The organism is Streptomyces sp. NPDC025793, from assembly GCF_055558375.1.
The window spans coordinates 18,665-41,259 of sequence record NZ_JBVHMR010000017.1 but is presented as its reverse complement, the minus strand read 5'-3'; the positions used below and the strand labels follow the sequence as shown (position 1 = coordinate 41,259).

22 protein-coding genes and 2 tRNA genes are annotated in these 22,595 nt (G+C 71.0%); 13 read left to right on the top strand and 11 right to left on the bottom strand.

The annotated features are described in order from the left end of the window. The first annotated feature begins 7 nt into the window (after positions 1-7). From ACZ4MF_RS28740 to ACZ4MF_RS28700, 9 genes are all read left to right on the top strand, one after another. On the top strand, positions 8-724 hold the full coding sequence (locus ACZ4MF_RS28740) for an HAD family hydrolase (RefSeq protein ID WP_467494775.1): 717 nt from the start codon (positions 8-10) through the stop codon (positions 722-724). Between the two features lies 1 nt (position 725). Then, entirely contained in the window at positions 726-1,781 is a 1,056-nt protein-coding gene (locus ACZ4MF_RS28735; protein WP_467494774.1) for an ABC transporter ATP-binding protein, read from the top strand. A 127-nt stretch (positions 1,782-1,908) separates the two neighbouring features. Then, positions 1,909-2,697, top strand: coding sequence for a 2-aminoethylphosphonate ABC transporter permease subunit (locus tag ACZ4MF_RS28730; protein WP_467494773.1), 789 nt, complete (start codon positions 1,909-1,911; stop codon positions 2,695-2,697). Further along, on the top strand, positions 2,684-3,481 hold the full coding sequence (locus ACZ4MF_RS28725) for an ABC transporter permease (protein WP_467494772.1): 798 nt from the start codon (positions 2,684-2,686) through the stop codon (positions 3,479-3,481). Before ACZ4MF_RS28730 ends, ACZ4MF_RS28725 begins: the two co-directional genes overlap by 14 nt. A 68-nt stretch (positions 3,482-3,549) precedes the next feature. Further along, complete coding sequence (locus tag ACZ4MF_RS28720; RefSeq protein ID WP_467494771.1) at positions 3,550-4,602, top strand: 2-aminoethylphosphonate ABC transporter substrate-binding protein; 1,053 nt, start codon at positions 3,550-3,552, stop codon at positions 4,600-4,602. A gap of 128 nt (positions 4,603-4,730) precedes the next feature. Beyond that, positions 4,731-5,510, top strand: coding sequence for an HAD-IIA family hydrolase (locus tag ACZ4MF_RS28715; RefSeq protein WP_467494770.1), 780 nt, complete (start codon positions 4,731-4,733; stop codon positions 5,508-5,510). Positions 5,511-5,625: 115 nt separating this feature from the next. Then, positions 5,626-6,252 (top strand): hypothetical protein, encoded by a 627-nt coding sequence (locus tag ACZ4MF_RS28710; RefSeq protein ID WP_467494769.1) that lies wholly within the window; start codon positions 5,626-5,628, stop codon positions 6,250-6,252. Positions 6,253-6,261: 9 nt separating this feature from the next. Then, positions 6,262-6,933, top strand: a complete 672-nt coding sequence (locus ACZ4MF_RS28705) for a class F sortase (RefSeq protein WP_467494768.1) — start codon at positions 6,262-6,264, stop codon at positions 6,931-6,933. 94 nt (positions 6,934-7,027) lie between these two features. Continuing rightward, a complete protein-coding gene (locus tag ACZ4MF_RS28700) occupies positions 7,028-8,098 on the top strand; it encodes a glycoside hydrolase family 6 protein (protein ID WP_467494767.1) in 1,071 nt (356 codons plus the stop codon). A 2-nt stretch (positions 8,099-8,100) separates the two neighbouring features. Here ACZ4MF_RS28700 and glxA read toward each other — a convergent pair whose 3' ends face one another. The 4 genes from glxA to ACZ4MF_RS28680 all read right to left on the bottom strand — a co-directional run bounded on the left by glxA (position 8,101) and on the right by ACZ4MF_RS28680 (position 13,303). After that, positions 8,101-10,035, bottom strand: coding sequence for a radical copper oxidase GlxA (gene glxA, locus ACZ4MF_RS28695; RefSeq protein ID WP_467494766.1), 1,935 nt, complete (start codon positions 10,033-10,035; stop codon positions 8,101-8,103). Beyond that, positions 10,032-12,029 carry a glycosyltransferase family 2 protein gene (locus ACZ4MF_RS28690; RefSeq protein WP_467494765.1) on the bottom strand — a complete coding sequence of 666 codons (1,998 nt, stop codon included), beginning with the start codon at positions 12,027-12,029 and terminating at the stop codon, positions 10,032-10,034. Before ACZ4MF_RS28690 ends, glxA begins: the two co-directional genes overlap by 4 nt. Positions 12,030-12,278: 249 nt before the next feature. Beyond that, positions 12,279-13,028: a FadR/GntR family transcriptional regulator gene (locus tag ACZ4MF_RS28685; RefSeq protein ID WP_467494764.1), complete on the bottom strand. Its 750-nt coding sequence runs from the start codon at positions 13,026-13,028 to the stop codon at positions 12,279-12,281. 201 nt (positions 13,029-13,229) lie between these two features. Continuing rightward, a tRNA-Lys gene (locus ACZ4MF_RS28680) sits at positions 13,230-13,303 on the bottom strand. Between the two features lie 184 nt (positions 13,304-13,487). Between ACZ4MF_RS28680 and ACZ4MF_RS28675 the strand changes: the two genes are divergently transcribed. From ACZ4MF_RS28675 to ACZ4MF_RS28665, 3 genes are all read left to right on the top strand, one after another. Further along, the gene (locus tag ACZ4MF_RS28675; RefSeq protein WP_467494763.1) at positions 13,488-14,516 is read left to right on the top strand and encodes a peptidoglycan-binding protein; all 1,029 of its coding nucleotides are present in this window, start codon (positions 13,488-13,490) and stop codon (positions 14,514-14,516) included. 104 nt (positions 14,517-14,620) lie between these two features. Next, a complete protein-coding gene (locus tag ACZ4MF_RS28670) occupies positions 14,621-15,706 on the top strand; it encodes an SPFH domain-containing protein (protein WP_467494762.1) in 1,086 nt (361 codons plus the stop codon). Between the two features lie 121 nt (positions 15,707-15,827). Beyond that, positions 15,828-16,442 carry a lytic polysaccharide monooxygenase auxiliary activity family 9 protein gene (locus ACZ4MF_RS28665; RefSeq protein WP_467494761.1) on the top strand — a complete coding sequence of 205 codons (615 nt, stop codon included), beginning with the start codon at positions 15,828-15,830 and terminating at the stop codon, positions 16,440-16,442. Positions 16,443-16,491: 49 nt separating this feature from the next. On the opposite strand, the gene ACZ4MF_RS28660 is transcribed toward ACZ4MF_RS28665, so the two are convergent. From ACZ4MF_RS28660 to ehuB, 6 genes are all read right to left on the bottom strand, one after another. Beyond that, positions 16,492-16,565, bottom strand: a tRNA-Lys gene (locus ACZ4MF_RS28660). 98 nt (positions 16,566-16,663) lie between these two features. Next, entirely contained in the window at positions 16,664-17,422 is a 759-nt protein-coding gene (locus ACZ4MF_RS28655) for an IclR family transcriptional regulator (RefSeq protein WP_467494760.1), read from the bottom strand. A 178-nt stretch (positions 17,423-17,600) separates the two neighbouring features. Then, positions 17,601-18,383, bottom strand: a complete 783-nt coding sequence (gene ehuA, locus ACZ4MF_RS28650) for an ectoine/hydroxyectoine ABC transporter ATP-binding protein EhuA (protein ID WP_467494759.1) — start codon at positions 18,381-18,383, stop codon at positions 17,601-17,603. Next, positions 18,373-19,023 carry an ectoine/hydroxyectoine ABC transporter permease subunit EhuD gene (gene ehuD / locus ACZ4MF_RS28645; RefSeq protein WP_356038945.1) on the bottom strand — a complete coding sequence of 217 codons (651 nt, stop codon included), beginning with the start codon at positions 19,021-19,023 and terminating at the stop codon, positions 18,373-18,375. The genes ehuA and ehuD overlap by 11 nt, the downstream gene beginning before the upstream one ends. Beyond that, complete coding sequence (ehuC, locus tag ACZ4MF_RS28640; protein WP_467494758.1) at positions 19,020-19,739, bottom strand: ectoine/hydroxyectoine ABC transporter permease subunit EhuC; 720 nt, start codon at positions 19,737-19,739, stop codon at positions 19,020-19,022. Before ehuC ends, ehuD begins: the two co-directional genes overlap by 4 nt. After that, positions 19,736-20,662, bottom strand: a complete 927-nt coding sequence (gene ehuB, locus ACZ4MF_RS28635; protein WP_467494757.1) for an ectoine/hydroxyectoine ABC transporter substrate-binding protein EhuB — start codon at positions 20,660-20,662, stop codon at positions 19,736-19,738. The genes ehuC and ehuB overlap by 4 nt, the downstream gene beginning before the upstream one ends. Positions 20,663-20,708: 46 nt before the next feature. On the opposite strand from ehuB, the gene ACZ4MF_RS28630 reads away from it, so the two are divergent. Then, entirely contained in the window at positions 20,709-21,203 is a 495-nt protein-coding gene (locus tag ACZ4MF_RS28630) for a DUF3830 family protein (RefSeq protein ID WP_467494756.1), read from the top strand. On the opposite strand, the gene ACZ4MF_RS28625 is transcribed toward ACZ4MF_RS28630, so the two are convergent. Then, positions 21,184-22,590, bottom strand: a complete 1,407-nt coding sequence (locus ACZ4MF_RS28625; protein ID WP_467494755.1) for an amidase — start codon at positions 22,588-22,590, stop codon at positions 21,184-21,186. The genes ACZ4MF_RS28630 and ACZ4MF_RS28625 overlap by 20 nt on opposite strands. Positions 22,591-22,595: the final 5 nt, after the last annotated feature.

Below are 22,595 nucleotides of genomic sequence, written 5' to 3'. Positions count from 1 at the left end.
CACCCCCATGACCCCCTCCACGACCCTCTCCACCGACATCCGTCTCGTCGTCCTCGACATGGCCGGCACCACCGTCGGCGACGACGGCCTCGTCGAGCGCGCCTTCGCCGCCGCCGCAGGCGAACTCGGCGTCGAGACCGGTTCGCCCGAGCACACCGAGCACCTCGCGCACGTCCGCGCCACCATGGGCGAGTCCAAGATCTCCGTCTTCCGGCACCTGTTCGGCACCGAGGAGAAGGCCCGGCGCGCCAACGCCGCCTTCGAGAAGGCCTACGGCGAGCTGGTCGACGGCGGCCTGATCGCCCCCGTCCCCGGCGCCCGCGAGGCCATCGAGGAACTGGCCGGCAGCGGCCGGACCGTCGTGCTGACCACCGGCTTCGCCCGCGTCACCCGGGACGCCATCCTCGACGCCCTCGGCTGGCGGGACCCCTCGTTCCCCGTCTCGCTCACCCTGTGCCCGGCCGACGCCGGCGGGCGCGGACGGCCGTACCCGGACATGGTCCTCGCGGCCTTCGTCCGCACCAGGGCCGCGGACGACGTGCGCCAGGTCGCCGTCGTCGGCGACACCTCCTACGACGTGCTCAGCGGGGTACGGGCGGGCGCCGGGCTGGTCGCGGGCGTACGCACCGGTGCCCACGGGGACGCCGAGTTCCACGCCGCCGGCGCCACGCACGTCCTCGACTCGGTGGCCGGTCTGCCCGCGCTGCTGTCGGGAGCGCGCTGAGATGGGCATCCGCTTCGACTCCGTCACCGTCGCCTACGACGGCAACGTCGTCCTCGACTCGCTCGACCTCACCGTCGAGCCCGGCGAGGTCATGGCGCTGCTCGGGCCGTCCGGCTCCGGCAAGACCACCGCGCTGCGGGCGGTCGCCGGGTTCGTACGGCCCGTGTCCGGGCGGGTGCTCCTCGGCGGCCGGGACGTGACGGACCTGCCGCCGTACCGGCGCGGCATCGGCATGGTCGTGCAGCAGTACGCGCTCTTCCCGCACCTGCGGGTCGACGAGAACGTGGCCTTCGGGCTCAGGGCCAGGAAGACACCCAAGCTCTCCAAGGGCGAGATACGGCAACGGGTCGCCGAGGCGCTGGAGATGACCGGCATGGGCGCCTACGCCCGCCGCCATCCGCGCGAGCTGTCCGGCGGACAGCAGCAGCGGGTCGCCATCGCCCGCGCGCTGGCCATCCGCCCGGACGTACTGCTCCTGGACGAGCCGCTGTCCGCGCTGGACGCCCGGCTGCGCTCCGGGATGCTGACCGAACTGGCCCGGCTGCACCGGGAGTTGCCCGACGTCTCGATGCTGTACGTCACCCACGACCAGGTCGAGGCGCTGACCCTGGCCGACCGGATCGCCGTCATGGACAAGGCGCGGCTCCAGTCCTGCGGGACACCGAGGGAGCTGTACCGCTCCCCGGCCGACGAGTTCACCGCCTCCTTCGTGGGCGGCGCGAACCTGGTGCCCGTGACCGTGGGGACCGGCGGGGTCTCCTTCGCGGGGTCCGAGCTGGAGGTCGACACGAACGGGGCGGCCGCGGGGGCGCGGGCCACGCTGTGCGTACGGCCGCACGTCGTCGGGCTGGGCCAGGGCCCCAACCAACTCACCGGCGTCGTACGGGAGATCCAGTGGCGGGGCGCCACGCACCGGCTGTACGTCGAGGTCGGCGGACACACGCTCATGGCGGACGTGCGCGAACTGAAGGCTCCGCCGGCCCACGGCGACTTCGTGAGCCTCCACTTCGCCTGCGACGACGCCGTACTGCTGCCCGCCGGAGTCAGCCATGCCTAGGCCCTGTCGTCAAACTCCCTCCCCCAGCCTTCGGCCCGAGTACGTCCAGTACGAGGGCCAGGGCCCGGCACGCCGAGAGCACGCGCCTGACGCCGCGAGGCCCGCCCTCCGGGCGGACGGCGGGAGTTTGACGACAGGACCTCGCCTGTTGTGGGCCCTGCCTCCCGTGGTCCTGCTCGCCCTCTTCTTCCTCTACCCCCTCGGCCTCGTCGTCCAGCAGTCCTTCCAGCCCGACTCCGGCGGCACCTCCCTCCAGCCGTACGCCGACGTCTTCGCCTCCGACGCCTTCCGGCACGCGCTTGGGACCACCGTCTGGCTGGCGCTCGCCTCCACCGCCGGATGTCTGCTTCTCGGGTTCCTGCTGGCGCTGGTCATCGCGTTCGTGCCGTTCCCCGGGGCGAAGGGGGTGGCGCGGTTCATCGACGTGTACCTGTCCTTCCCGTCCTTCCTCATCACGCTGGCTCTGCTGTTCATCTACGGCAGCACCGGCATCGTCGGCTCCTTCCAGTTCCTCACCACGCCCTGGGGCGTGCTGCTGGCGGAGGTCACCTACTTCACGCCGTTCGTGATGCGGCCCCTGCTCGCCGCCTTCTCGCAGCTGGACACCGCCCAGCTGGAGGCGGCCAGTTCGCTGGGCGCGCGGGCGCCGCGGATCGTGCGGCAGGTGATCCTGCCGGAGGCGCTGCCCGCGCTCGCCGCCGGCGGGAGCCTCGTCCTGGTGCTCTGCCTCAACGAGTTCGGCATCGTGCTGTTCACCGGCGCCAAGGGCGTCACCACCCTGCCGATGCTCGTCTACAGCAGGGCGATCCTGGAGTCCGACTACCCGGGCGCGTGCGTGGTCGCCGTCGTCAACGTCCTGATCTCCGTGGGCCTCTACGCCCTCTACCGGGTGGTGAGCCGTCGTGCTGGTGCATAGCCGCGGGGCCAGGTGGGCCGTGTGGACGGTGTTCGCCGTCCTCTTCCTGCCGCTGTTCGCCCTGCCCCTCCTCGTCATCGTCGGCGCCTCCTTCGCCACCCACTGGTCCGGCGTCCTGCCCTCGGGCGCGACCGTCGCCAACTACCGTGCCGCCACCCGCGGCGAGGCCGTCCAGGCGCTCACCACCAGCCTGCTCACGGCCGTCGGCGCCAGCCTGCTCGCGCTGACCGTCGGCACCTGGGCCGCGCTGGCCGCGGCGGGGCTGAGGAAGCGGTACCGCAGGATCATGGACGCCCTGTTCGTCCTGCCGGTCGCCGTACCCTCCGTCGTGGTCGGTCTGTCGGTCCTCGTCGCCTTCTCCAGGCCGCCGCTGCTGCTCAACGGCACCCGGTGGATCGTGATCCTCGCGCACACCGTGCTGGTCACGGCCTTCGCCCACCAGTCCGTGTCGGCGGCGATCACCCGCCTCGACCCGGCCTACGAACAGGCCGCCGCCTCCCTCGGCGCCCGACCCGGGTACGTCCTGTGGCGGGTCCGCCTCCCTCTTCTGCTGCCCTCCCTGACCGCCGCCGCCGGCCTCTGCTTCGCCCTGTCCATGGGCGAGCTGAGCGCCACGATGATGCTCTATCCGCCCGACTGGACCCCGCTGCCGGTCCTGATCTACGCGGCCACCGACCGGGGCGCCCTGTTCACCGGCTCGGCCGTGGCCGTGGTGCTGATGGCCGCGACCCTGCTCGTCCTGTTCGCCGTCTCCCGGGTCCGCACCCGGGCGTCGTACCGCTGACACCCCCACCGCAGACCATCCCCTCCACTCCCGTAACCCCCGTGAAAACGCCAGGAGTTGGCCTCGCCATGCCCAGAAACCGCCTCTCGCTCGCCCTAGCCCTCGCCCTGCTCGCCACCCCCGCGCTGTCCGCCTGCGGCACCTCCACCGCCTCCGACGCCAAGGAGGTCACCGTCTACAGCGCCGACGGCCTCAAGGGCGAGAACGGCGACGGCTGGTACGACACGGTCTTCGCGGACTTCACCAAGCAGACCGGCATCAAGGTCAAGTACGTCGAGGGCGGCTCCGGCGAGATGGTGCAGCGCGCCGTCCGCGAGAGGAGCAACCCGCAGGCCGACGTGCTCGTCACGCTGCCGCCCTTCATCCAGGAGGCCGACGCCAAGGGCCTGCTCCAGAAGTACGAGGTGAAGGACTCCGACCGGGTCAGCGGCGCCGACAAGGCCGTCGACGGCTCCTGGATCTCCGTCGTCGACAACTACTTCGGCTTCGTCTACAACAAGAAGGAGCTGAAGCAGGCCCCGAAGACCTGGAACGAACTGCTCGACGCCACGTACAAGAACAAGCTCCAGTACTCCACCCCGGGCGTCGCCGGCGACGGCACCGCCGTCCTCATCAAGGCAATCCACGACTTCGGCGGCAAGGAACAGGCCCTCGCCTACCTGAAGAAGCTCCAGGCCAACAATGTCGGCCCGTCCGCCTCCACCGGCAAGCTCGCGCCCAAGGTCGACAAGGGCGAACTGCTCGCCGCCAACGGCGATGTGCAGATGAACTACGCCCAGGCCAAGACCATGCCGAACCTCGGCATCTGGTTCCCGGCCGACAAGGACGGCAAGCCCTCCACCTTCGCCCTGCCCTACGCGGCCGGCCTGGTCACCAAGGCCCCGCACAGCGAGAACGGAAAGAAGCTGCTCGACTTCATGCTCGCGCAGAAGCAGCAGCAGGAGGTCAGCTCCATCGGCGGCGGCTTCAGCGCCCGCCAGGACATCAGGGCCACCGACGCCAACGCCGTCGCCCTCACCAGGATCATGGACGGCGTCGACTTCTTCGAACCCGACTGGACCGACATCGACAAGAACCTCACGACGTACGTCGAGGACTGGAAGTCGGCGACCGGCAGCTGAGCCGATCGACAGGCGGACGGCCGGGTCAGGATCAGGCCACGCTGATTAGGCTGGGGGCGTCGGTACGCCGTGGTTCCGGCGCCCCCGCTTTGCCTTGTCGACCGCACGTACGCCAGGAGACGCACAACATGGCAGACCGCAAGCCGATCGAGTCGTGGCTCACCGACATGGACGGTGTCCTGATCCACGAGGGCGTCCCGATCCCCGGCGCCGACGCCTTCCTGAAGAAGCTGCGCGAATCCGGCCGGCCCTTCCTGGTGCTGACCAACAACTCCATCTACACCGCCCGCGACCTGCACGCCCGGCTGCGCCGGATGGGCCTGGACGTGCCGGTGGAGAACATCTGGACCTCGGCGCTCGCCACCGCCCAGTTCCTGAACGACCAGCGGCCCGGCGGCAGCGCCTACGTCATCGGCGAGGCCGGTCTGACCACGGCCCTGCACGACATCGGCTACATCCTCACCGACCACGAGCCCGACTTCGTGATCCTCGGCGAGACCCGCACCTACTCCTTCGAGGCCCTGACCAAGGCCGTCCGGCTGATCAACAACGGCGCCCGGTTCATCGCCACCAACCCCGACAACGTCGGCCCCTCCATCGAGGGCGACCTGCCCGCCACCGGCTCGGTCGCCGCCCTGATCACCGCCGCGACCGGCAAGAAGCCGTACTTCGTCGGCAAGCCCAACCCGCTGATGATGCGCGCCGGGCTCAACGCGATCGGCGCCCACTCCGAGACCTCCGCGATGATCGGCGACCGCATGGACACCGACGTGCTCGCGGGTCTGGAGGCCGGTATGCGCACGTTCCTGGTGCTCAGCGGGGTCACCCAGCCGGACTCCGTCGACCAGTACCCGTTCCGCGCGTCCAAGGTCGTCGACTCCATCGCGGACCTGGTCGACCTCGTCTGACACGGCTGACCAGCGGCTTTCAAACCCGGGCCCACCCATATGGAGCAATCGGGCGCCCTCAGGGGATGCGGGGGCGCCTGCGCCGGGGGAGCCTCCAGATAACTGGAGGTTCACGATGGGCTCACTTCGCCTCACTGTCTGTACCGGAATCCTGGCCGTCGCCGCCCTCACACCGTCGGCTCACGCGGCCGAGGGCGGCTCGGTCTCCGTGACTCCCGGCTCCCCGTCCCCCGGTACCGACGTCTCCCTGCGCGTCCACGGCTGCTCCGGTCCCGAGGGCACCGCCGTCTCGGGCGCCTTCGTCTCCGACGCGCGGCTGACCGGCAAAGGAGGCTCCCTCTCCGGCGAGACCCGCGTCCGCTCCTCCCTCGCGCCCGGCGCCTACGACGTGCGGATCACCTGCGCCGACTACGTCATCAGCGGACGGATCACCGTGGCGGGCGGCCAGGGCGACGCCCGGGGAACGGCCCCGGGCTCCGACCGGGGAACCGGACGGACCAGCCAGACAGAACAGACCGGACAGACGGGGGATCCGGGCCGGCGCCCCGACTCCGCCGCCTCCCCCGTCGCCCCGGTCCACGCGGGCGGCGGCGGCACCGCCACCCACTTCGCCACCGTGGCCACCAGTGAGTCCGGGCCCGGTACCGCCGAGACGGTGACCGGTCTGGGGCTGGCCGGGGTCGCCGCGCTCGCCGTCGGGCTCCGCGGACACCGGGGCCGCAACAGCCGTACCGGCCGCTGACGGGCCCGCATGACCGACGACCAGGGGCATCCCGGCACCGGCACCGGACGGCTGGTCACCCTCGTCACCTGGGCGCTGCTGCTGCTCGGGCTGTGGCTGTGGGGGCGGGCGGTGACCGGCGTACCGGAGGGCGCGGACGACCCGGCCGCCGGTGGCACCTGGGCCTCCGGAGCCGTGGACCCCGCCCTGCTGCCCCGCGCGGCCGCGCCGCTCGCCGACGCGCTGCCGCAGCGCGTGGACATCCCCCGGCTCGGCGTGCAGGCCCCCGTGGTGGCCCGCGGCCTCGACACCGAGGGCGCCGTCGACCCGCCGCCGTTCGACCAGCCGGGCGTGGTCGGCTGGTACGGCGCCGGCGCCAGCCCCGGCGCCAAGGGCGCGGCCCTCCTGGTCGGACACGTCGACACCGCGACCCGACCGGGTGTCTTCTACAAGCTCAGCACGCTCACGCCGGGCGCGACGGTCCGGGTGGTCCGCTCGGACGGCACGGTCGCCCACTTCACCGTCGACGACGTCCGCGTCCTGCCCCGCACCGGCTTCGACGCCCACCAGGCCTACGGCCCCCACCGCCCCGGCCGCGCCGAACTGCGCCTGATCACCTGCGGCGGCGCCTTCGACCGCACCACGAGCTCCTACACCGCCAACGTGGTGGTCAACGCCTACCTCACCGGCACCACGCACTGACCCCCGTACGCCCCGGCGTGCGACCTCGTGACGGGGCGTCCGGATATGTCAGCATGGGACGGCACCCGGACCAGTGCGCCCAGGGGGGAATCGTATGGACGACAGCAGGGGGGCCAGGCCCTGTCATCACACTCCCGCCCGCCCCGCGACGACAGGACCTGGCGCCCGGGTGTCCGTGGCGGCGGTGCTGGGGGCGGCGCTGCTGCTCGCCGGCTGCTCTTCGGGAGGCGGAGGCGGTGACAAGAACGCCGACGCGGGCGCCCGGATCACCCAACAGCCCAAGTCCGCCGACCCGTTCTGGGTGAACCCGGACGGCACGGCGGCCCGGCAGCTCGCCGCCTACACCAAGGCGGGCAGGACCTCCGACGCCGAGCAGATCCGGAAGATCGCCGAGCAGCCCGTGGGGGAGTGGATCGGCCCGGAGAACCCCGAGCAGGAGGCCCGCGGCTTCACCGAGGCCGCCCAGCACGCCGACCGCACGGCCCTGCTCGTGCTCTACGACATCCCGCACCGCGACTGCGGCCAGTACTCGCAGGGCGGCGCCGCCGACGGCAACGCCTACCGCGCCTGGATCGACGGCGTGGCCCGGGGCATCCAGGACCGTCCGGCCGTCGTCGTCCTCGAACCGGACGCCGTACTGCACCTGGTGGACGGCTGCACGCCGAACCAGTTCCACGAGGAGCGCTACGACCTGCTCCGGGGCGCGATCACCACGCTCAAGTCCCTGAAGAACACCAAGGTCTACCTCGACGCGGGCAACGCCGGCTGGGGCCGTCCCGACCAGATCTTCCAGCCCCTCCAGCAGGCCGGCATCGCGCAGGCCGACGGCTTCGCCGTCAACGTCTCCAACTTCTACTCCACCCAGGACTCCCTCGCCTACGGCAAACAGCTCTCGGCGAAGGTGGGCGGCAAGCACTTCGTCATCGACACCAGCCGCAACGGCAACGGCCCCGCCACACAGGGCGATCCGGGCCGGCGCTGGTGCAACCCGCCGGGCCGCGCCCTCGGCGAGACCCCGACGACGAAGACGTCCGACCCCCTCGTGGACGCCTACCTGTGGGTCAAGCGCCCGGGGGAGTCGGACGGGACGTGCAAGGGCGGCCCGAAGGCCGGCGACTGGTGGGCGAGTTACGCACTCGCCCTGGCCCGGAACAGTAAGCAGTAGCCCTACGACACCTTGACCCACTGTGCGACGGACGGCGTCCCCTGGTCGTCGTCCACGAACAGCATGTACCACCCGGACGGCACCAGGTTCCGGTTCGTCGGCACGGTCACCGTGACCTTGTCCCCGGACACCCTGAAGTCCAGCGCGATCGACCGCTGGTCCACATCCGTCACATGCGTCGACGCGCTCGGCCGGATCAGCCGCGCCTTCCTGAGGCCGGCCGCCTGCCGCGACGTGAACGTCCCCGAGGCGCCCCGCGCGATCGTCTGCGGACCGCCGCTCAGCGACGGCCGCGCACCCCGGTACAGATACGGCGGGGTGTAGATCTCGATCCGCTGCTCGAACTTCCCCGGCTTGGTGTTCGCCTTGTCGCCGTACAGCGAGTCGGAGCCGAAGAACATCACCCGCCCGTCCGGCAGCAGGATCGACCCGGAGTGGTAGTTGCGGCCCACCAGCGGATCGGCGACCCGCGTGAAGCTGTTGCTGTCGGGGTGGTACAGCCGCGCCTGGAGGATGTTCGAGTCGCCGCGCCCCCGGTAGTCCTCCGAGCCGCCCGACACCAGCACCGTGTCGTCGGGCAGGACCGAGGACTGCGGATACCGGGTCCCCTTCTCCAGCGACGGCCCGTCCGTGAACGCGGGTTTCCCGGCCTTCAGGTCGATGAGCCGCGTCTTCCTGCTCGACAGCTTCGACTCACCTACCCCGCCGCCCCCGATCACCATGAACTTCTCGTCCTGCGCCGGCGGCAGCAGCACGGTCGCGGAGGTCTCCATCATGTTCGGGTCGCTGAGCCCGGGCAGCTTGGTGAAGGCGTTGCTGCCGACGTCCCAGATGCCGGGCTCGCGGCCCACGTCGTCCGGGCCGTACCCCGCGTTGGACCCCGAGTAGAAGATCTTCCCGTTCTGCATCAGGAACAGCGCCGGGTACGTCGGGAACTGCCGGGTCGTCCTCGTGTACGTCCACTTCTTCGTCGCCGGGTCGAAGATCTCGTTCTTGCCCGGCACCAGCTGACCGATGTCGTCCAGGCCGGAGACGCTGAGGATCCTGCCGTCCGACAGGGTGGTGAGCGTCGGGTACCAGCGGGCCTCGTTCATCGGGTCGACCTTGATGTACCGCTCGGCGACCGGGTCGAACTCGTAGGCGTCCTTGATGCCTTCGAAGTCTTTCTTGTCGAGGGCGAGCTTCTGCGCGATGCCGTACGTGTTGCGCGCGTCGGCGCCGCTCAGGCCCTGGATCGTGTAGTTGTCCTGGGTGCCGGTCTCGTACTGGGTGCCCTCGCGCGGCGCCTCGACGTAGACCCGGCCGTAACCGGGGTTGTTCCGCAGCCACTTGCCCGCCCTGTCGAAGACCTTCGTCGCGCGCGGGAGGAGCACCGGGTCCTGCGAGACGAACGTCCTGCCGTTCTGCTTGCCGGTGAACCTCGTGCCGGCCGGCAGCGTCATCGGCTTGTCCGGGTTCTCGTTGTAGAGGATCATGACGCCGCCGGCCTTCTTGACGTCGCCCTTGAGCTTCTCGTACCGCTTGGTGCCGCCGGCGATCAGGACGTCGCCGTTGCCGAGCTGGGTGTGGCCGGTGCAGAACAGGTCGGCCGGGGTCGGCACCTTCTTGATCGTGCCCTTGACCGGGTCCCAGATCCGGGTGTCGAACTTCTTGGCGTTGAAGTTGTCCTGGTTGTTGCCCGAGCCCGCGATCATCAGGATCTTCCCGGTGCGCAGCAGGCTCGCGTGGATGGTGTCCTGCCGGAACTCCTCGGGGAACTCGATGATGTCCCAGTGGCCGTTCTCGGCCTTGTACTCGGGTCTGTTGATCTTGTACTGGTGGTACTGCGCGGTGGTGAAGCGGTAGACCCACGGCCCGTTCATCCCGGCCAGCGCGAGCACCACCGCCGTCCCGATCGCGAGCCTGCGGGCGCGACGGCGGCCGGCCTGGTCCTTCATTCCTTACGTCCCCCAAGTCCGCCAAGGGCGATCTGCATGGTCTGCTCGTTCGTCTCCGCGGCCGGGCCCGCCGACGGGCCGCCGCTCGCCCAGGACGGCCGCTGCTGCGGCACCGGCGCCGGGTGCGGCGCGGCGGGCACCGCGTCCTGCGGCCCGGTCCCCGCCACCACGGGCGCGGGCTCGCGCCGCTCCCGCCGCAGGGTGTACCGCCAGGCGAGGATCGGCGAGGCGGTGATCAGCAGCGCGAGGGCCGCCCAGACGATCATCGCCGGGTGGGAGTGCCCGAACACGAAACCGGCGGCGAGCGAGCCGCCGAAGACCAGGATGAAGAACCAGTGCACCCGGAACGTCCCGAACAGCGTGTCGGGGCTGGCCGACTCGCCCTTGGGCGTGACGACGAACGTGCTCTTGCGGCGCAGCACCGCGTCCATCAGCGAACGGGCGTAGATCGGCGCGGACAGCGCGGACATCACCATGCCCGCGACACCGCCCGACCCCTCCGGCTCGTGCGGGGAGACGTTGTGCCGTCGGTTCCAGACGTACAGGCCGATCTGGAGCGCGGAGGCGTTGCCGTACAGCATCAGCCACACGGCCGGGTCGATGTTCACGCCGGAGGCGCCCAGCCCGAGGAACAGGGCGCAACTCAGGGCCGCGAGGATCCAGTTGAGGGCGGACATCGGGTAGAAGATGATCATCATCGTGTAGTTGAAGAGCTTGCCCGGCCCCAGCGTGAACAGGCCCTTCCAGTACTGCTTGAGGATCGTCTCGTACGTCCCCCGGGACCAGCGCAGCTGCTGCGTGAAGAAGTCCGTCCAGGCGTTCGGGCCTTCGCCGACGGCGAGGACGTCCGGCGTGTAGACGGACTTCCACTTCCGCCCGGTCGCCGGATTCTTGGCCCGGTGCATCTCGAAGCCGGTCGCCATGTCCTCGGTGATCGAGTCGTACAGCCCGCCGATCTGCTTCAGCGCCCTGATCCGTACGGCGTTGGAGGTGCCGACGAACATCGGGCCGCCGTAGCGGTTGCCGGCGCGCTGGATCAGGGCGTGGAAGAGGAACTGCTGGGACTCGGCGGCCTTGGTGACGAACGTGTCGTAGTTGCCGTAGACCTGCGGGCCGATGACGAAGCCGACGTCCGGGTCGCGGAAGTAACCGAGCATCCGCTCCAGGTAGTTGGGCAGCGGCACGTGATCGGTGTCGACGGAGGCGAAGTAGTCGTAGGAGTCGCCGTGCGCCTCCAGCCAGGCGTTGTAGTTGCCGTGCTTGGTCCTCGCGCGGTGCGGCCCCTTGGGCCGGTTCCACTTCTCCACCCCCTTGCGGGTGAAGTGGTGCACGCCGAGCCGGGCGCACACCTCCTTGACGGCCGGGTCGTCGCCCTCGTCCAGCAGCCACACGTGCAGCAGGCCCCGGTGGCGCAGCCGCACCGCCGCCTCCAGGGTCTTCGTCACCATCTCCAGCGGCTCCTTGCCGGGCACGAAGGTGGTGATGAAGGCGACCCGGGTGCCGGTCTCGGGCACGACCGGGACCGGGTCCCGGGCGACGAGCGTGGCGTGCGCGTTGGACAGCACGTTCATGCAGCGGAAGAACTCGATCAGGCCGATCGAGACGAGCATGACGACGTCGAGCGCCGGCAGGAAGTCGTAGGCGGGGTAGTCCCGTTCGGTCCAGTGCGCGGGGCGCAGCAGCCAGAACAGCAGGACCAGCGAGAGGATCGGGGCCGCGCCCAGCATGAGCGCCGCGCGTATGCGATGCGGTTCCTGCGACAGCAGCGACCGGTACGCCACCGTGTACGGCTTCGCCGGGTCGGGCTGGGTGAGCGGGCCGGCGAGCCGGCTGTAGTGCTCGTAGTCGTATCTCGGCAGGCTCTTGCGTATGCGGCGGAACTGACCCGTCCGATGGGTGACCGCCCTCAGCTGTGTGGTCCGTGACGGGTCGTCGGTCTCGTCGGTCTCGTTGTGAGCGTGGCTCTGCCCGGCGCCCCTCGGCGTCGACGTCATGAGTCAGTCCCCCCACACGCAGGTCACTGCGTGTTGTTGTTCAGCGGTGGCGCGAGTGATGGCGCGTATCTCCACGTCCTCCCCACTGCATGGACACGGGATCGCGACCTTCCGGTTGCAGGGGCCCCTTCCCCGTCGGTGCGCAACCGGTTACTTCCCCCCAACTGCCGCCAATGGGCCGCAGCTTGGACATCCAGGGTTCTACGCCGTTCAGCATGATCGCAAGACGCGAAACGCGGTGTTTACCGCTCAAACCCGTTCATTGTGGCGGGCGTGGGGCGCGGGGGATCGGGGTGCGCCGGTGCTTCCGGAGGGCCGGGGTGCGCCGGTCGTGGAGAGGCGGACACGGATGTTGCCGAAGTGATCCCTTATGGCCTCCTCCGCCCGCGGCGAGTCCCCGGACCGGACCGCGTCCAGGATCTCCCGGTGCTGGCGACAGGTGACCCGGGGGTCCTGCGGCACGTCCACCAGATCCCGCTGCACCCGGTGGAAGGCGTCCCAGAACGCCTCCAGCACCTCGCTCAGCAGGACGTTGTCCAGCCCCCGGTAGAGGGTGGCGTGGAAGGCGCGGTCGGTCTCGGCGAGGCCGGCTCCCTGTGCGGCCTCCTGTTCCATACGGGCGACGAGGGCATCCAGTTCAGCGAGGTCCGCCTCCGGCAGCCGCCCGGCGAGCCGCGAGACCAGCCCGATCTCCACGGCCTCGCGCAGCTCCAGCAGCTGGAGCAGGGAGTCCTCGCCCCGGTAGTGCCCGGCGACCGTGCGGAAGGCCAGGCCCTCGATCAGCGGCGCGAACGACATCGAGCCGACGTACGTCCCGAACCCGTGCCGGATCTCCACGATGCCCATCGCCTGGAGCGCCTTCAGTGCCTCGCGCACCGAGTTCCGGCTCGCCCCGAGGTACTCCATCAGCTCGGGCTCGGTCGGCAGCGGGGCACCCGAGGGCAGCCGCCGGTCGACGATCAGCTTCTTGATCCGCTCCTGGAGGTCCCGGGCTGCCATGGCCAGAGGGTATCCGGCCAAACGAGGGGACCGGCAGAGGGATACCGGCGCGATACGGAAAGGCCCCTCGCTCGCACGAGGGGCCTTTCCGATCGGGGGTGTGGGTGGCGGAGCCCCCGCTTCGCGCGGCGAAGCCGCGCAATAACAGAGATGGCGACCCAGGTCCGCGCTTTCTGCGGACGTGGATCGCCATCGTCATCGTGCGCCGCCAGGGACTCGAACCCCGGACCCGCTGATTAAGAGTCAGCTGCTCTAACCAACTGAGCTAGCGGCGCCTGCTGACGGGATAACTCTACCTGACCTTGAGGGGTGCCTTCGACCACCGCCGGATGGCCGGACGGGTGCCGGGCGGCCGCGTACATCATTCGGACCGTCAAAGTGGCGGCCCGGTGGACAGTTGGGAAACTGACCAACGTGCACACACGCGGACAAATTACCTCTGAATGTGAGGCAGATCTCATGACCGCTCCGGTGTTCGTGGGCCGCCGTACGCCGCCGGGACGCCCGCTCGGCCTTTCGGCCGCCTGTGGTGTCGTCGTCGCCGCGGTCGCCGTTCTCGGCGCGGCCGCCCCGGCCGCCGCCCTCACCGTCGGCCGGCCCGCCGTCCAGCGCCCCCACGTCCCCGCGGACGACGGGTCCGACACCCCGCAGGGTCCCCGGTCCGGGCTGCACGGCAAGAGCGCCGGCCCCGCCAACCCCGCCAACGTCCCCGCCACGACCCGGGCCGACATCATCAAGCGGGCCAAGGTCTGGGTGACGGCGAAGGTGCCGTACAGCATGAGCACCTACTGGTCCGACGGGTACCGGCAGGACTGCTCCGGCTACGTCTCCATGGCCTGGAACCTCGGGACCAACGAGTGGACCGGCAGCCTCGGCTCGTTCGGCGAGAAGATCACCAAGGAGGAGCTGGAACCCGGCGACATCCTGCTCTACCACAACCCCGACAACCCCGAGAAGGGCTCCCACGTGGTGATCTTCGGCGGCTGGACCGACTACACGCACGGCTCCTACACGGTCTACGAGCAGACACCCCCGAGCGCACGGAGCCAGCCCACGCCCTACCCCTACTGGAGCAACACCGACAAGTACGTCCCCTACCGCTACAAGGGCGTGACCCCGGCCACCGCGGGCGCCCCGGCGGCCGACGGCAAGGGCGGGTCCCGGTTCCCCGTCCGGTCCGCCGCCGCCCGCCCGGCCGCCCGGCCCGTCTCGCACGGAGTGCCCGGCTATCCCGGCCGCGCCTTCTTCCTGCCGGGCGCGGAGAACGACCACGTCACCCAACTGGGCCGCCGGCTGGTGGAGAAAGGGTTCGGCAGGTTCTACGCCACCGGTCCCGGTCCGGTCTGGAGCGAGGCGGACCGCCGTGCCGTGGAGGCGTTCCAGCGAGCCCAGGGCTGGCGGGGCGGCGCGGCGGACGGCTACCCGGGCCCGGAGACCTGGCGCCGGCTCTTCCCGACCGCCGGCCCGGACCGCGTGACCGGAACCTGACCCGCGACTCCCCGCTCGTCCTCTGTCCATTCCTGCCCACCCCTACTCACTTCCTGCTCACTTCCCTGTTCATGGCGCATCTGGCGCGGAGGTTGGAGGCACGCATGAGTACGACCACGTCACACACGCCGCCCGAGTCCGAGGGGCGACCGGAGGCCGCCGTGGGCCCGGGCGGCCTGCCGGGCCCGTCGGCCCAGAACGAGACGACCGCGGAGATCCCCGTCCCGCTGCCCTTCCCCGGCACCCCCGACCCGTCGTATCCGGTGAAGGTGCCGCTCAAGCCCGCCGCGCCCCGCCGGTCGCTGCCGGAGGTCGACCCGGAGCTGACCGAGCGTCCCGCGCGGGTGCTGCCGGGGGCGGCCGGGGTGCTCGCCGGGGTGTGCGGGGTCGCCGGATGCGTGGCGACGACGTGGTGGGCGGGGCTGCTGCCCCGGCTCGCGACGCACGCGCTCGGGCTGCCGGTGCCCACCGGTGCGGGGCTCGGACCGGCGCAGTGGGCCGCGTACGCCGGGGCCTGGGTGCTCGGCGCGCTCGGCTTCGGCGGGCTGACCCGGGGGCGCACCGGGCGGGCCTGGGTGCTCGGCCTGTTCGGCCGCTACCGGGGGACCGTCCGGCGCACCGGGCTGCTGTGGGTGAACCCGCTGCTGCCGCGCCACGCGGTGGACGTGCGGCTGCGGCACTGGCGCAGCGAGGAGATGCCGGCGGCGGATCCGGACGGCGCCGGGCTCAGGGTGCAGGTCCTCGTGGTGTGGCGGGTCCGTGACACCGCGCGGGCGGTGCTCGGCGTCGAGGACCACGAGACGTACCTGCGCGCGTGCGTGGAGACGGCGCTGGCCCGGGTGCCCGTGGAGCCGGAGGGCGAGGCCCGCGACGGCATGACGGAGGCCGGGGACGCGCTGACCCGGCTGGTGGCGGCGGAGAGCGCGCCGGTCGGCCTGGACGTGTTCTCGGTCCAGCCGGTCCGGGTGGAGTACGCCCCGGAGATCGCCGCCGCGATGCACCGGCGCCGGATCGCCCGGCTGGACGCCCGGCAGCGGGCCGGCATGCTCAGCTCGGTGGTGGACTCGGTGGAGGACACGGTGACCCGGCTGACCGGGCGCGGCCTGGTCGAACTCGACGACCACGAGCGCAAGGTGCTGGTGCGGGACCTGACCGTCGCCTTCTGCTCGGGGCGCGGGGAGCCCGGGTAGCGCACGCCGCGATTGGTATGGACATGTTCGAGTGGCGGCAATAATCTGAGACTTGGTCTAGACCTAACCGCACCATCTGCACGGCTCACCCGAACTCCCCACGTTCTCGAGGAGCGGCAGCATGCGCACCAAGACCAGATTCTCGGCATCGACCGCGGTCGTGCTCGGGGTGGTGACCGCCGGCGCGTTCGTGCTCTCCACCGGCGGCGCCAGCGGGCACGGCTACACCGACCTCCCCATCAGCAGGCAGAAGCTGTGCGCCAACGGCACGGTGACGGGCTGCGGCGACATCCAGTACGAGCCGCAGAGCGTCGAGGGTCCCAAGGGCTTCCCGGCCGCGGGACCCGCCGACGGACAGATCTGCAACGGCGGCCTCGACCGGTTCGCCCAGCTCAGCTCGCCGACCACGCCCTCCGGCGGGGCCTGGCCCACCACCAGGGTGACGGGCGGCCAGACGTACACCTTCCGCTGGCAGTTCACCGCCATGCACGCCACGACCGACTTCACGTACTACGTCACCAAGCAGGGCTGGAACCAGAACCACGCCCTGTCCCGCTCGGACCTCGATCTCACCCCGTTCCTGACGGTGCCGTACAACGGCCAGCGCCCGCCGGCCACCCTCAGCCACAGCGGCACCCTGCCGAGCGGGCTGAGCGGGCACCACGTCATCCTCGCGGTGTGGACGATCGCCGACACCGGCAACGCCTTCTACGCCTGCTCGGACGTCACGTTCTGAGCTTCAGCACGAAGGGCCCCTCGCTCTCGCGAGGGGCCCTTCGTTTATGTGCGCCGCCAGGGACTCGAACCCCGGACCCGCTGATTAAGAGTCAGCTGCTCTAACCAACTGAGCTAGCGGCGCATGACTCCCGCCGTCCGCCGGATTTTGTCTCCCGCGGCTGGCGACGAAGAAAATACTACCTGGTCCCGAGGGGTGCTCGTGACCATCCCCCTGCCGCCCTAGAGCGTGAGCGACAGCAGCAGCGGTGCCGCGTTGCGGTTGAGCGCCTCCGCCGCCTGCTTCAGCCGGTGCGCGTGCTCCACCGGGAGGGACAGGGCGAGGCAGCCCACCGAGGAGCCCGCCGTGATCGGGACGGCCGCGCAGACCGTGCCGACCGCGTACTCCTGGAGGTCGAGCACCGGCACCGTCGGCGGCTGGGACTCCAGACGGGAGAGCAGCAGCTTGTCGCTGGTGATGGTGCGCGAGGTGAGGCGGGCCATCCGGTGCCGGGAGAGATGGTCGCGCCGGCCGTCGTGGTCGAGCTGGGTCAGCAGGCTCTTGCCGACGGCGGTGGCGTGCGCGGAGTAGCGGAAGTCCACCCACTCGTTCACCGCCGGGGTGGACGGGCCGGCGGCGTACTGGGTGACCCTGACCTCGCCGTCGACGTACCGGCTGATGTAGACCGCCGCGCCGACCGAGTCGCGCAGCCGGTCCAGGGTGTGCTGGAGTTTCTCGCCCAGGGCCCGCTCGTGGTCGTGCGCCGAGGTGAGCCGGCGCAGGGTGTCGCCCGTGACGTACGCCCCGTCGCCGATCTGCTCGACGTAGCCCTCGCGGCGCAGCATGCGCAGCAGTGCGGTGAGCCGCTCGGCGCCGAAGCCGGTGCTGCGGGCCAGCTCGGTGTCGGTGACCCCGGCGGAGTGGCGCGCCACGGTCTCCAGCACGCGCAGCGCGTCCTGGGCCGAGTGGTACGGGGCGGTCGGCTCGTGCGTCAGTGCCACGGTGTTCCCCCCTGGCTCGCCTGTCTGGCCGCGAAATCCGGTCGGCGGATCGCTACCCACGATATCGGGCAAACGGTCCCCGGGGAGAGGGTGTTGGCGAGATTGTGGTGTGCGCCGTTCTCGCCCGTGCCCTCTCCCAACTGGGGTACCAACCCCCTGGCATATGCCAGGGGCACCATCACAGCACCGCGCTGAGGAATTCCCGGGTGCGCTCCTGCTCCGGGTCGCTGAAGATCTGCTCCGGCGGGCCCGACTCGATGACCCGGCCGCCGTCGAACATCAGGACCTGGTCGGAGATGTCCCGGGCGAAACCCATCTCGTGGGTCACGCAGAGCATCGTGATGTCGGTGCTGCGCGCGATGTCCCTGAGCAGGTCCAGGACGCCCGCGACCAGCTCCGGGTCGAGCGCGGAGGTCACCTCGTCGAGCAGCAGCACCCGCGGCCGCATCGCCAGCGCGCGGGCGATCGCCACCCGCTGCTGCTGCCCACCGGACAGCCGGGTCGGCTTCGCGTCGCACTTGTCGGCGAGCCCCACCAGCTCCAGCAGCTCCCGGGCCCGCGCCTCGGCCTCGTCCGCGGACAGGCCGAGGACCTGCACCGGCGCCTCGGTGATGTTCCGCAGCACGCTCATGTTCGGGAAGAGGTTGAAGTGCTGGAAGACCATCCCGATCTTCTTGCGGACCTCGCGGATCTGCTTCTCCGGTGCGGGGAAGAGCTGCTCCCCGTCGACGGTGATCGTGCCCTCGTCCGGCTTGGTGAGGGTCATCAGCAGCCGCAGGATCGTGGTCTTGCCGGAGCCGGAGGGCCCGATCAGGGTCACGTGCTTGCCGGGCCGGACGGAGAAGTCCAGCCCGTCGAGGACGGTGTTCGAGCCGAAGCGCTTGGTGACCTTCTCCAGCCGGACCAGCTCGCCCGGCACGCTCTCGGCGACAGTGGACTTCGTATGGGGTTCAACGGACAAGGCGTCGCTCCAGAGCTCGCAGCAGCAGAGAGGCCGGGAAGGAGATGAGGATGAAGGCCACACCGATCACGGTGAGGGGCTCGGTGAACTGGAAGTGCTGCTGGGAGAAGAGCCGGGCCCGGCCGAGCATCTCCAGCACGGTGATCACCATCAGCATCGGGGTGTCCTTCAGCATGGAGATCACGTAGTTGCCGAGCGCGGGGATCACCCGGCGGATCGCCTGCGGCAGGATCACCGCGGTCCAGGTCCGCCGCCGGGGCAGGTTCAGCGCCGTCGCGGCCTCCCACTGGCCGACCGGCACGGCCTCGATGCCGGCCCGGTAGACCTGCATCGTGTACGTCGAGTAGTGCAGGCCGATCGCGAAGACGCCGGTGGCCAGCGCCGAGAAGGTCAGGCCCCACTCGGGCAGCACGTAGAACAGGAAGAACAGCTGCACCAGCAGCGGGGTGTTGCGCACGAACTCCGTGACCACCCCGACCGGCCAGCGCACCCACCGGGTCGGCGTCCGCATCAGCAGCGTCCACACCAGGCCGAGTGTGAACGACAGCAGCGAGCCGAGGACCAGGATCTGCAGGGTGACGAGCAGCCCGTGCCAGAACTCCGGCATGAAGTCGCTCACGGCGTTCCAGTCCCACTTCATGCGACACCACCCCCCACTCCGGTCGTCTGCGCGCGCTTCAGCTCACGCGCCCCGGACTCGGTCCCCGCGTCCCTGCCGATGCCGGACTTCAGCCTCTTCTCCAGTGCCCGCATCAGCCGCGTCAGCACGAAGGCGATCGCGAAGTAGATCAGCAGCACGTACGTGTAGATCTCCGCGCTCTGCTGCAACGCGAGCCGCACCAGGTTCGCGCTGAACGTCAGATCGCCCATGCCCATGACCGACACCAGCGCGGTGCCCTTGAGCAGCTCGATCAGCAGATTGCAGAAGGACGGGATCATCTCCGGCACCGCCTGCGGCAGCTCGATCAGCCGAAGGCGCTGCCAGGGCGTGAAGCTGAGGGCCACCCCGCCCTCCTTCTGCGCCGGGTCGACCGCGTTCAGCGCGCCGCGCACGATCTCCGAGCCGTACGCGCCGTACGTCATCCCGAGCGCCAGCGTGCCCGCCCACATCGGCACCAGCTGCCAGCCGAACGCGATGGGCAGCACGAAGAACACCCAGAAGATCATCACGAGCGCCGAGGTGCCGCGGAACACCTCGGTGTAGAAGCCGGCGACGAAGCGCACGAGCCGGCTGCGGTGCGTGCGCGCGACGCCGACGACGAAGGACACGGCGGTGGCCAGCAGGGCGCTGAACACCAGCAGCTGGATCGTGGTCCAGACGCCCTTCAGTACGAGTTCCCACAGTCCCGAGGTCATCCGCCGCACAGCTCCTTCGCGGTGAGGCCGGTCATCTCGGCCTTGGTGAAGCCGAAGGGCCGAAGTATCCGGAACAGCTCCCCGCTCGCCTTCAGCTTGTGCAGCTCGACGTTGAACGCGTCCCGCAGGGCCGTCTCGGCGGGCCGGAACGCGAAGGCGCCGCCGTCGACGTGCGGCTTGCCCTTGACCAGCGGTGCGAAGGGCGCGGTCGCCTCCGCCTTGGCCGACTTCCTCACCACCTCGCGGGTGGTGAGCGCCGTACCGGCGAAGACGTCGACGCGGCCGGCCTCCACCGCGTTCAGCCCGGCGACCTGGTCGGGGACGATGAGGATGTCGCCCTGTTTGTATCCGGCCCCGACGGCGTACTCGATCTCGGCGTACCCGGTGCCGGTGGCGAACCTGGCCTTCTTCGCGACGACGTCCTTGTAGGAGTGCAGCCCGAGCGGGTTGCCCTTGCGCACGATGAAGGAGTCAAGCATCTGGTAGTCCGGGTCGGCGAAGATCACCTGCTGGCAGCGCTCCGGGTTGACGTACATCCCGGCCGCGACGACGTCGAACTGCTGGGAGTTGAGCCCCGGGATCAGCGAGCCGAACTCCGTCGGCACCGGCTGCACCCGGTGGACCCCGAGCCGCTTGAAGACGACCTTCGCCAACTCGGGCGCCTCACCCGTGAGATGGCCGTTCTTGTCGATGTACCCGAAGGGGATCTCCCCGGCGATCCCGAGCCGCACGACCCCCTGCGCGCGGAGCCGTTCGAGCAGGTCACCCCCCGGCTTGTCCGACGCCGAGGCCACCCGCGTGCACCCGGCGGCCCCCAGCGCCCCGAGGGCGGCGAGAGAGCCGAGACCGCCGAGCACGGACCGCCGGCTGTGTCTGCGTACAGACCGGAATGTGTGTACGTCGTTCCCAAGTGGTGGAGCCATGGCGGCGCGGCTACCCAAGCGCACCCGGGCTATGCACCCTGGTTTCATGGCCGATCGATTCGTCACCGTCTCACTCGACAAGCGGGACGTGCACTGCACGGCCCGCCTTCTGACCGACCGCGCGCCGCTGACCTGCGAGGCGGTGTGGGAGGCGCTGCCGCTGTCCGGCGACGTCTACCACGCCAAGTACGCGCGCAACGAGATCTACGCCCTCTTCCCGCCGTTCGCCTCCACGGAACCCCCACTGGAGAACCCGACCGTCACCCCGATTCCCGGCGACCTCTGTTACTTCTCCTTCGCGGGCGCCGAGCTGGGCACGAAGGCCTACGGCTACGACCGCGAGGTCCGCCCCGGCAGCACCGTCGTCGACCTGGCCCTGTTCTACGAGCGCAACAACCTGCTGCTCAACGGGGACGTGGGCTGGGTGCCGGGGATCGTCTGGGGCCAGGTGACCGACGGCCTCGACCGGATGGCCGAGGCCTGCAACGACCTGTGGCGGACGGGCGCGGCGGGGGAGACGCTCAGCTTCCGGCGGGCGTGACGGTCGCGGACGCGGCGATCCCCGCTTCGTACAGCGCGTGCGCGGCCCGCAGCACCAGGTCGTCCCGGTGCCGGGCCGCGACGAGCTGCATCCCCACCGGCAGCCCGGCCCCGTCCGTGCCCACCGGGACGGTCGCGGCGGGCTGCTGGGTCAGGTTGAAGGGGTAGGTGAAGGGGGTCCAGCCGGTCCAGCGGCGGTGCGCCGACCCCTTCGGCACCTCCTCGCCCGCCTCGAACGCCGTGACCGGCAGCGTCGGCGTCACCAGCAGGTCGTACGTCTCGTGGAAGCGCCCCATGCGCCGCCCGAGGTCCATGCGGACGTCCACCGCGGCCAGGTAGTCCAGCGCGCTGCACCGGGCGCCCTGGACGCAGATCTCGCGCAGGCCGGGGTCCAGCAGCTGCCGCTTGCGCGGGGAGAAGCGCTCGGTGAGCCGGGCCGCGCCGCTGAACCACAGGGTGTGGAACGCCTCCACCGGGTCGCTGAGGTCGGGGTCGGTCTCCTCGACGTACGCACCGAGGTCGGCGAGCCGGGCCACCGTCCGCCGGACCGCCGCCGCGACCTGCGGAGCGACCGCCACCTGGCCGCCCAGCGACGGGGAGTACGCCACCCGCAGGCCGCGTACCCCTTCGGCCAGGCCTTTCGTGAAGGAGCCCGGGGCGGGCGGCAGGGCCGACCAGTCGCGCGGGTCGGGGGCGGCGATCACGTCCAGCAGCAGCGCCGCGTCGGCCGCGTCCCGGGTCATCGGGCCCACGTGCGACAGCGTGCCGAACGCGCTCGCCGGATACAGCGGCACCCTGCCGTAGGTCGGCTTCAGCCCGAAGATCCCGCAGAACGCGGCCGGGATCCGGATGCTGCCGCCGCCGTCCGTGCCCAGCGACAGCGGGCCCGCGCCGAGCGCGACGGCGGCCGCGCTGCCGCCGCTGGAGCCGCCGGCGGTCCGCGACGGGTCGTGCGGGTTGCGGGTGATCCCCGACAGCGGGGAGTCCGTCACGCCCTTCCAGCCGAACTCGGGGGTCGTGGTCTTGCCGACGAACACCGCGCCGTGCTCGCGCAGCCGGGCCACCGAGGGGGCGTCCTCGCTCCAGCTGCCCTGCTCGGAGAGGGTCGAGGAGCCGCGCAGGGTCGGGTGGCCGCGCAGCAGGAGGATGTCCTTGACCGTCACCGGGACCCCGTCGAGCAGCCCCGCCGGCTCACCGCGCCGCCAGCGCGCCTGCGACTCCCGGGCCCGCGCGAGCGCGTCCTCCTCGGTGAGCCGGACGAACGCGTTCACCTCCGGCTGGATCCGCCGGGCCCGGTCCAGCGCCTGTTCGGTCGCCTCCACGGGGCCGAACTCGCCCTTGCGGTATCCGTCGAGGAGCCGGACGGCGGTCAGGTCGGTGAGCTGCATGCACC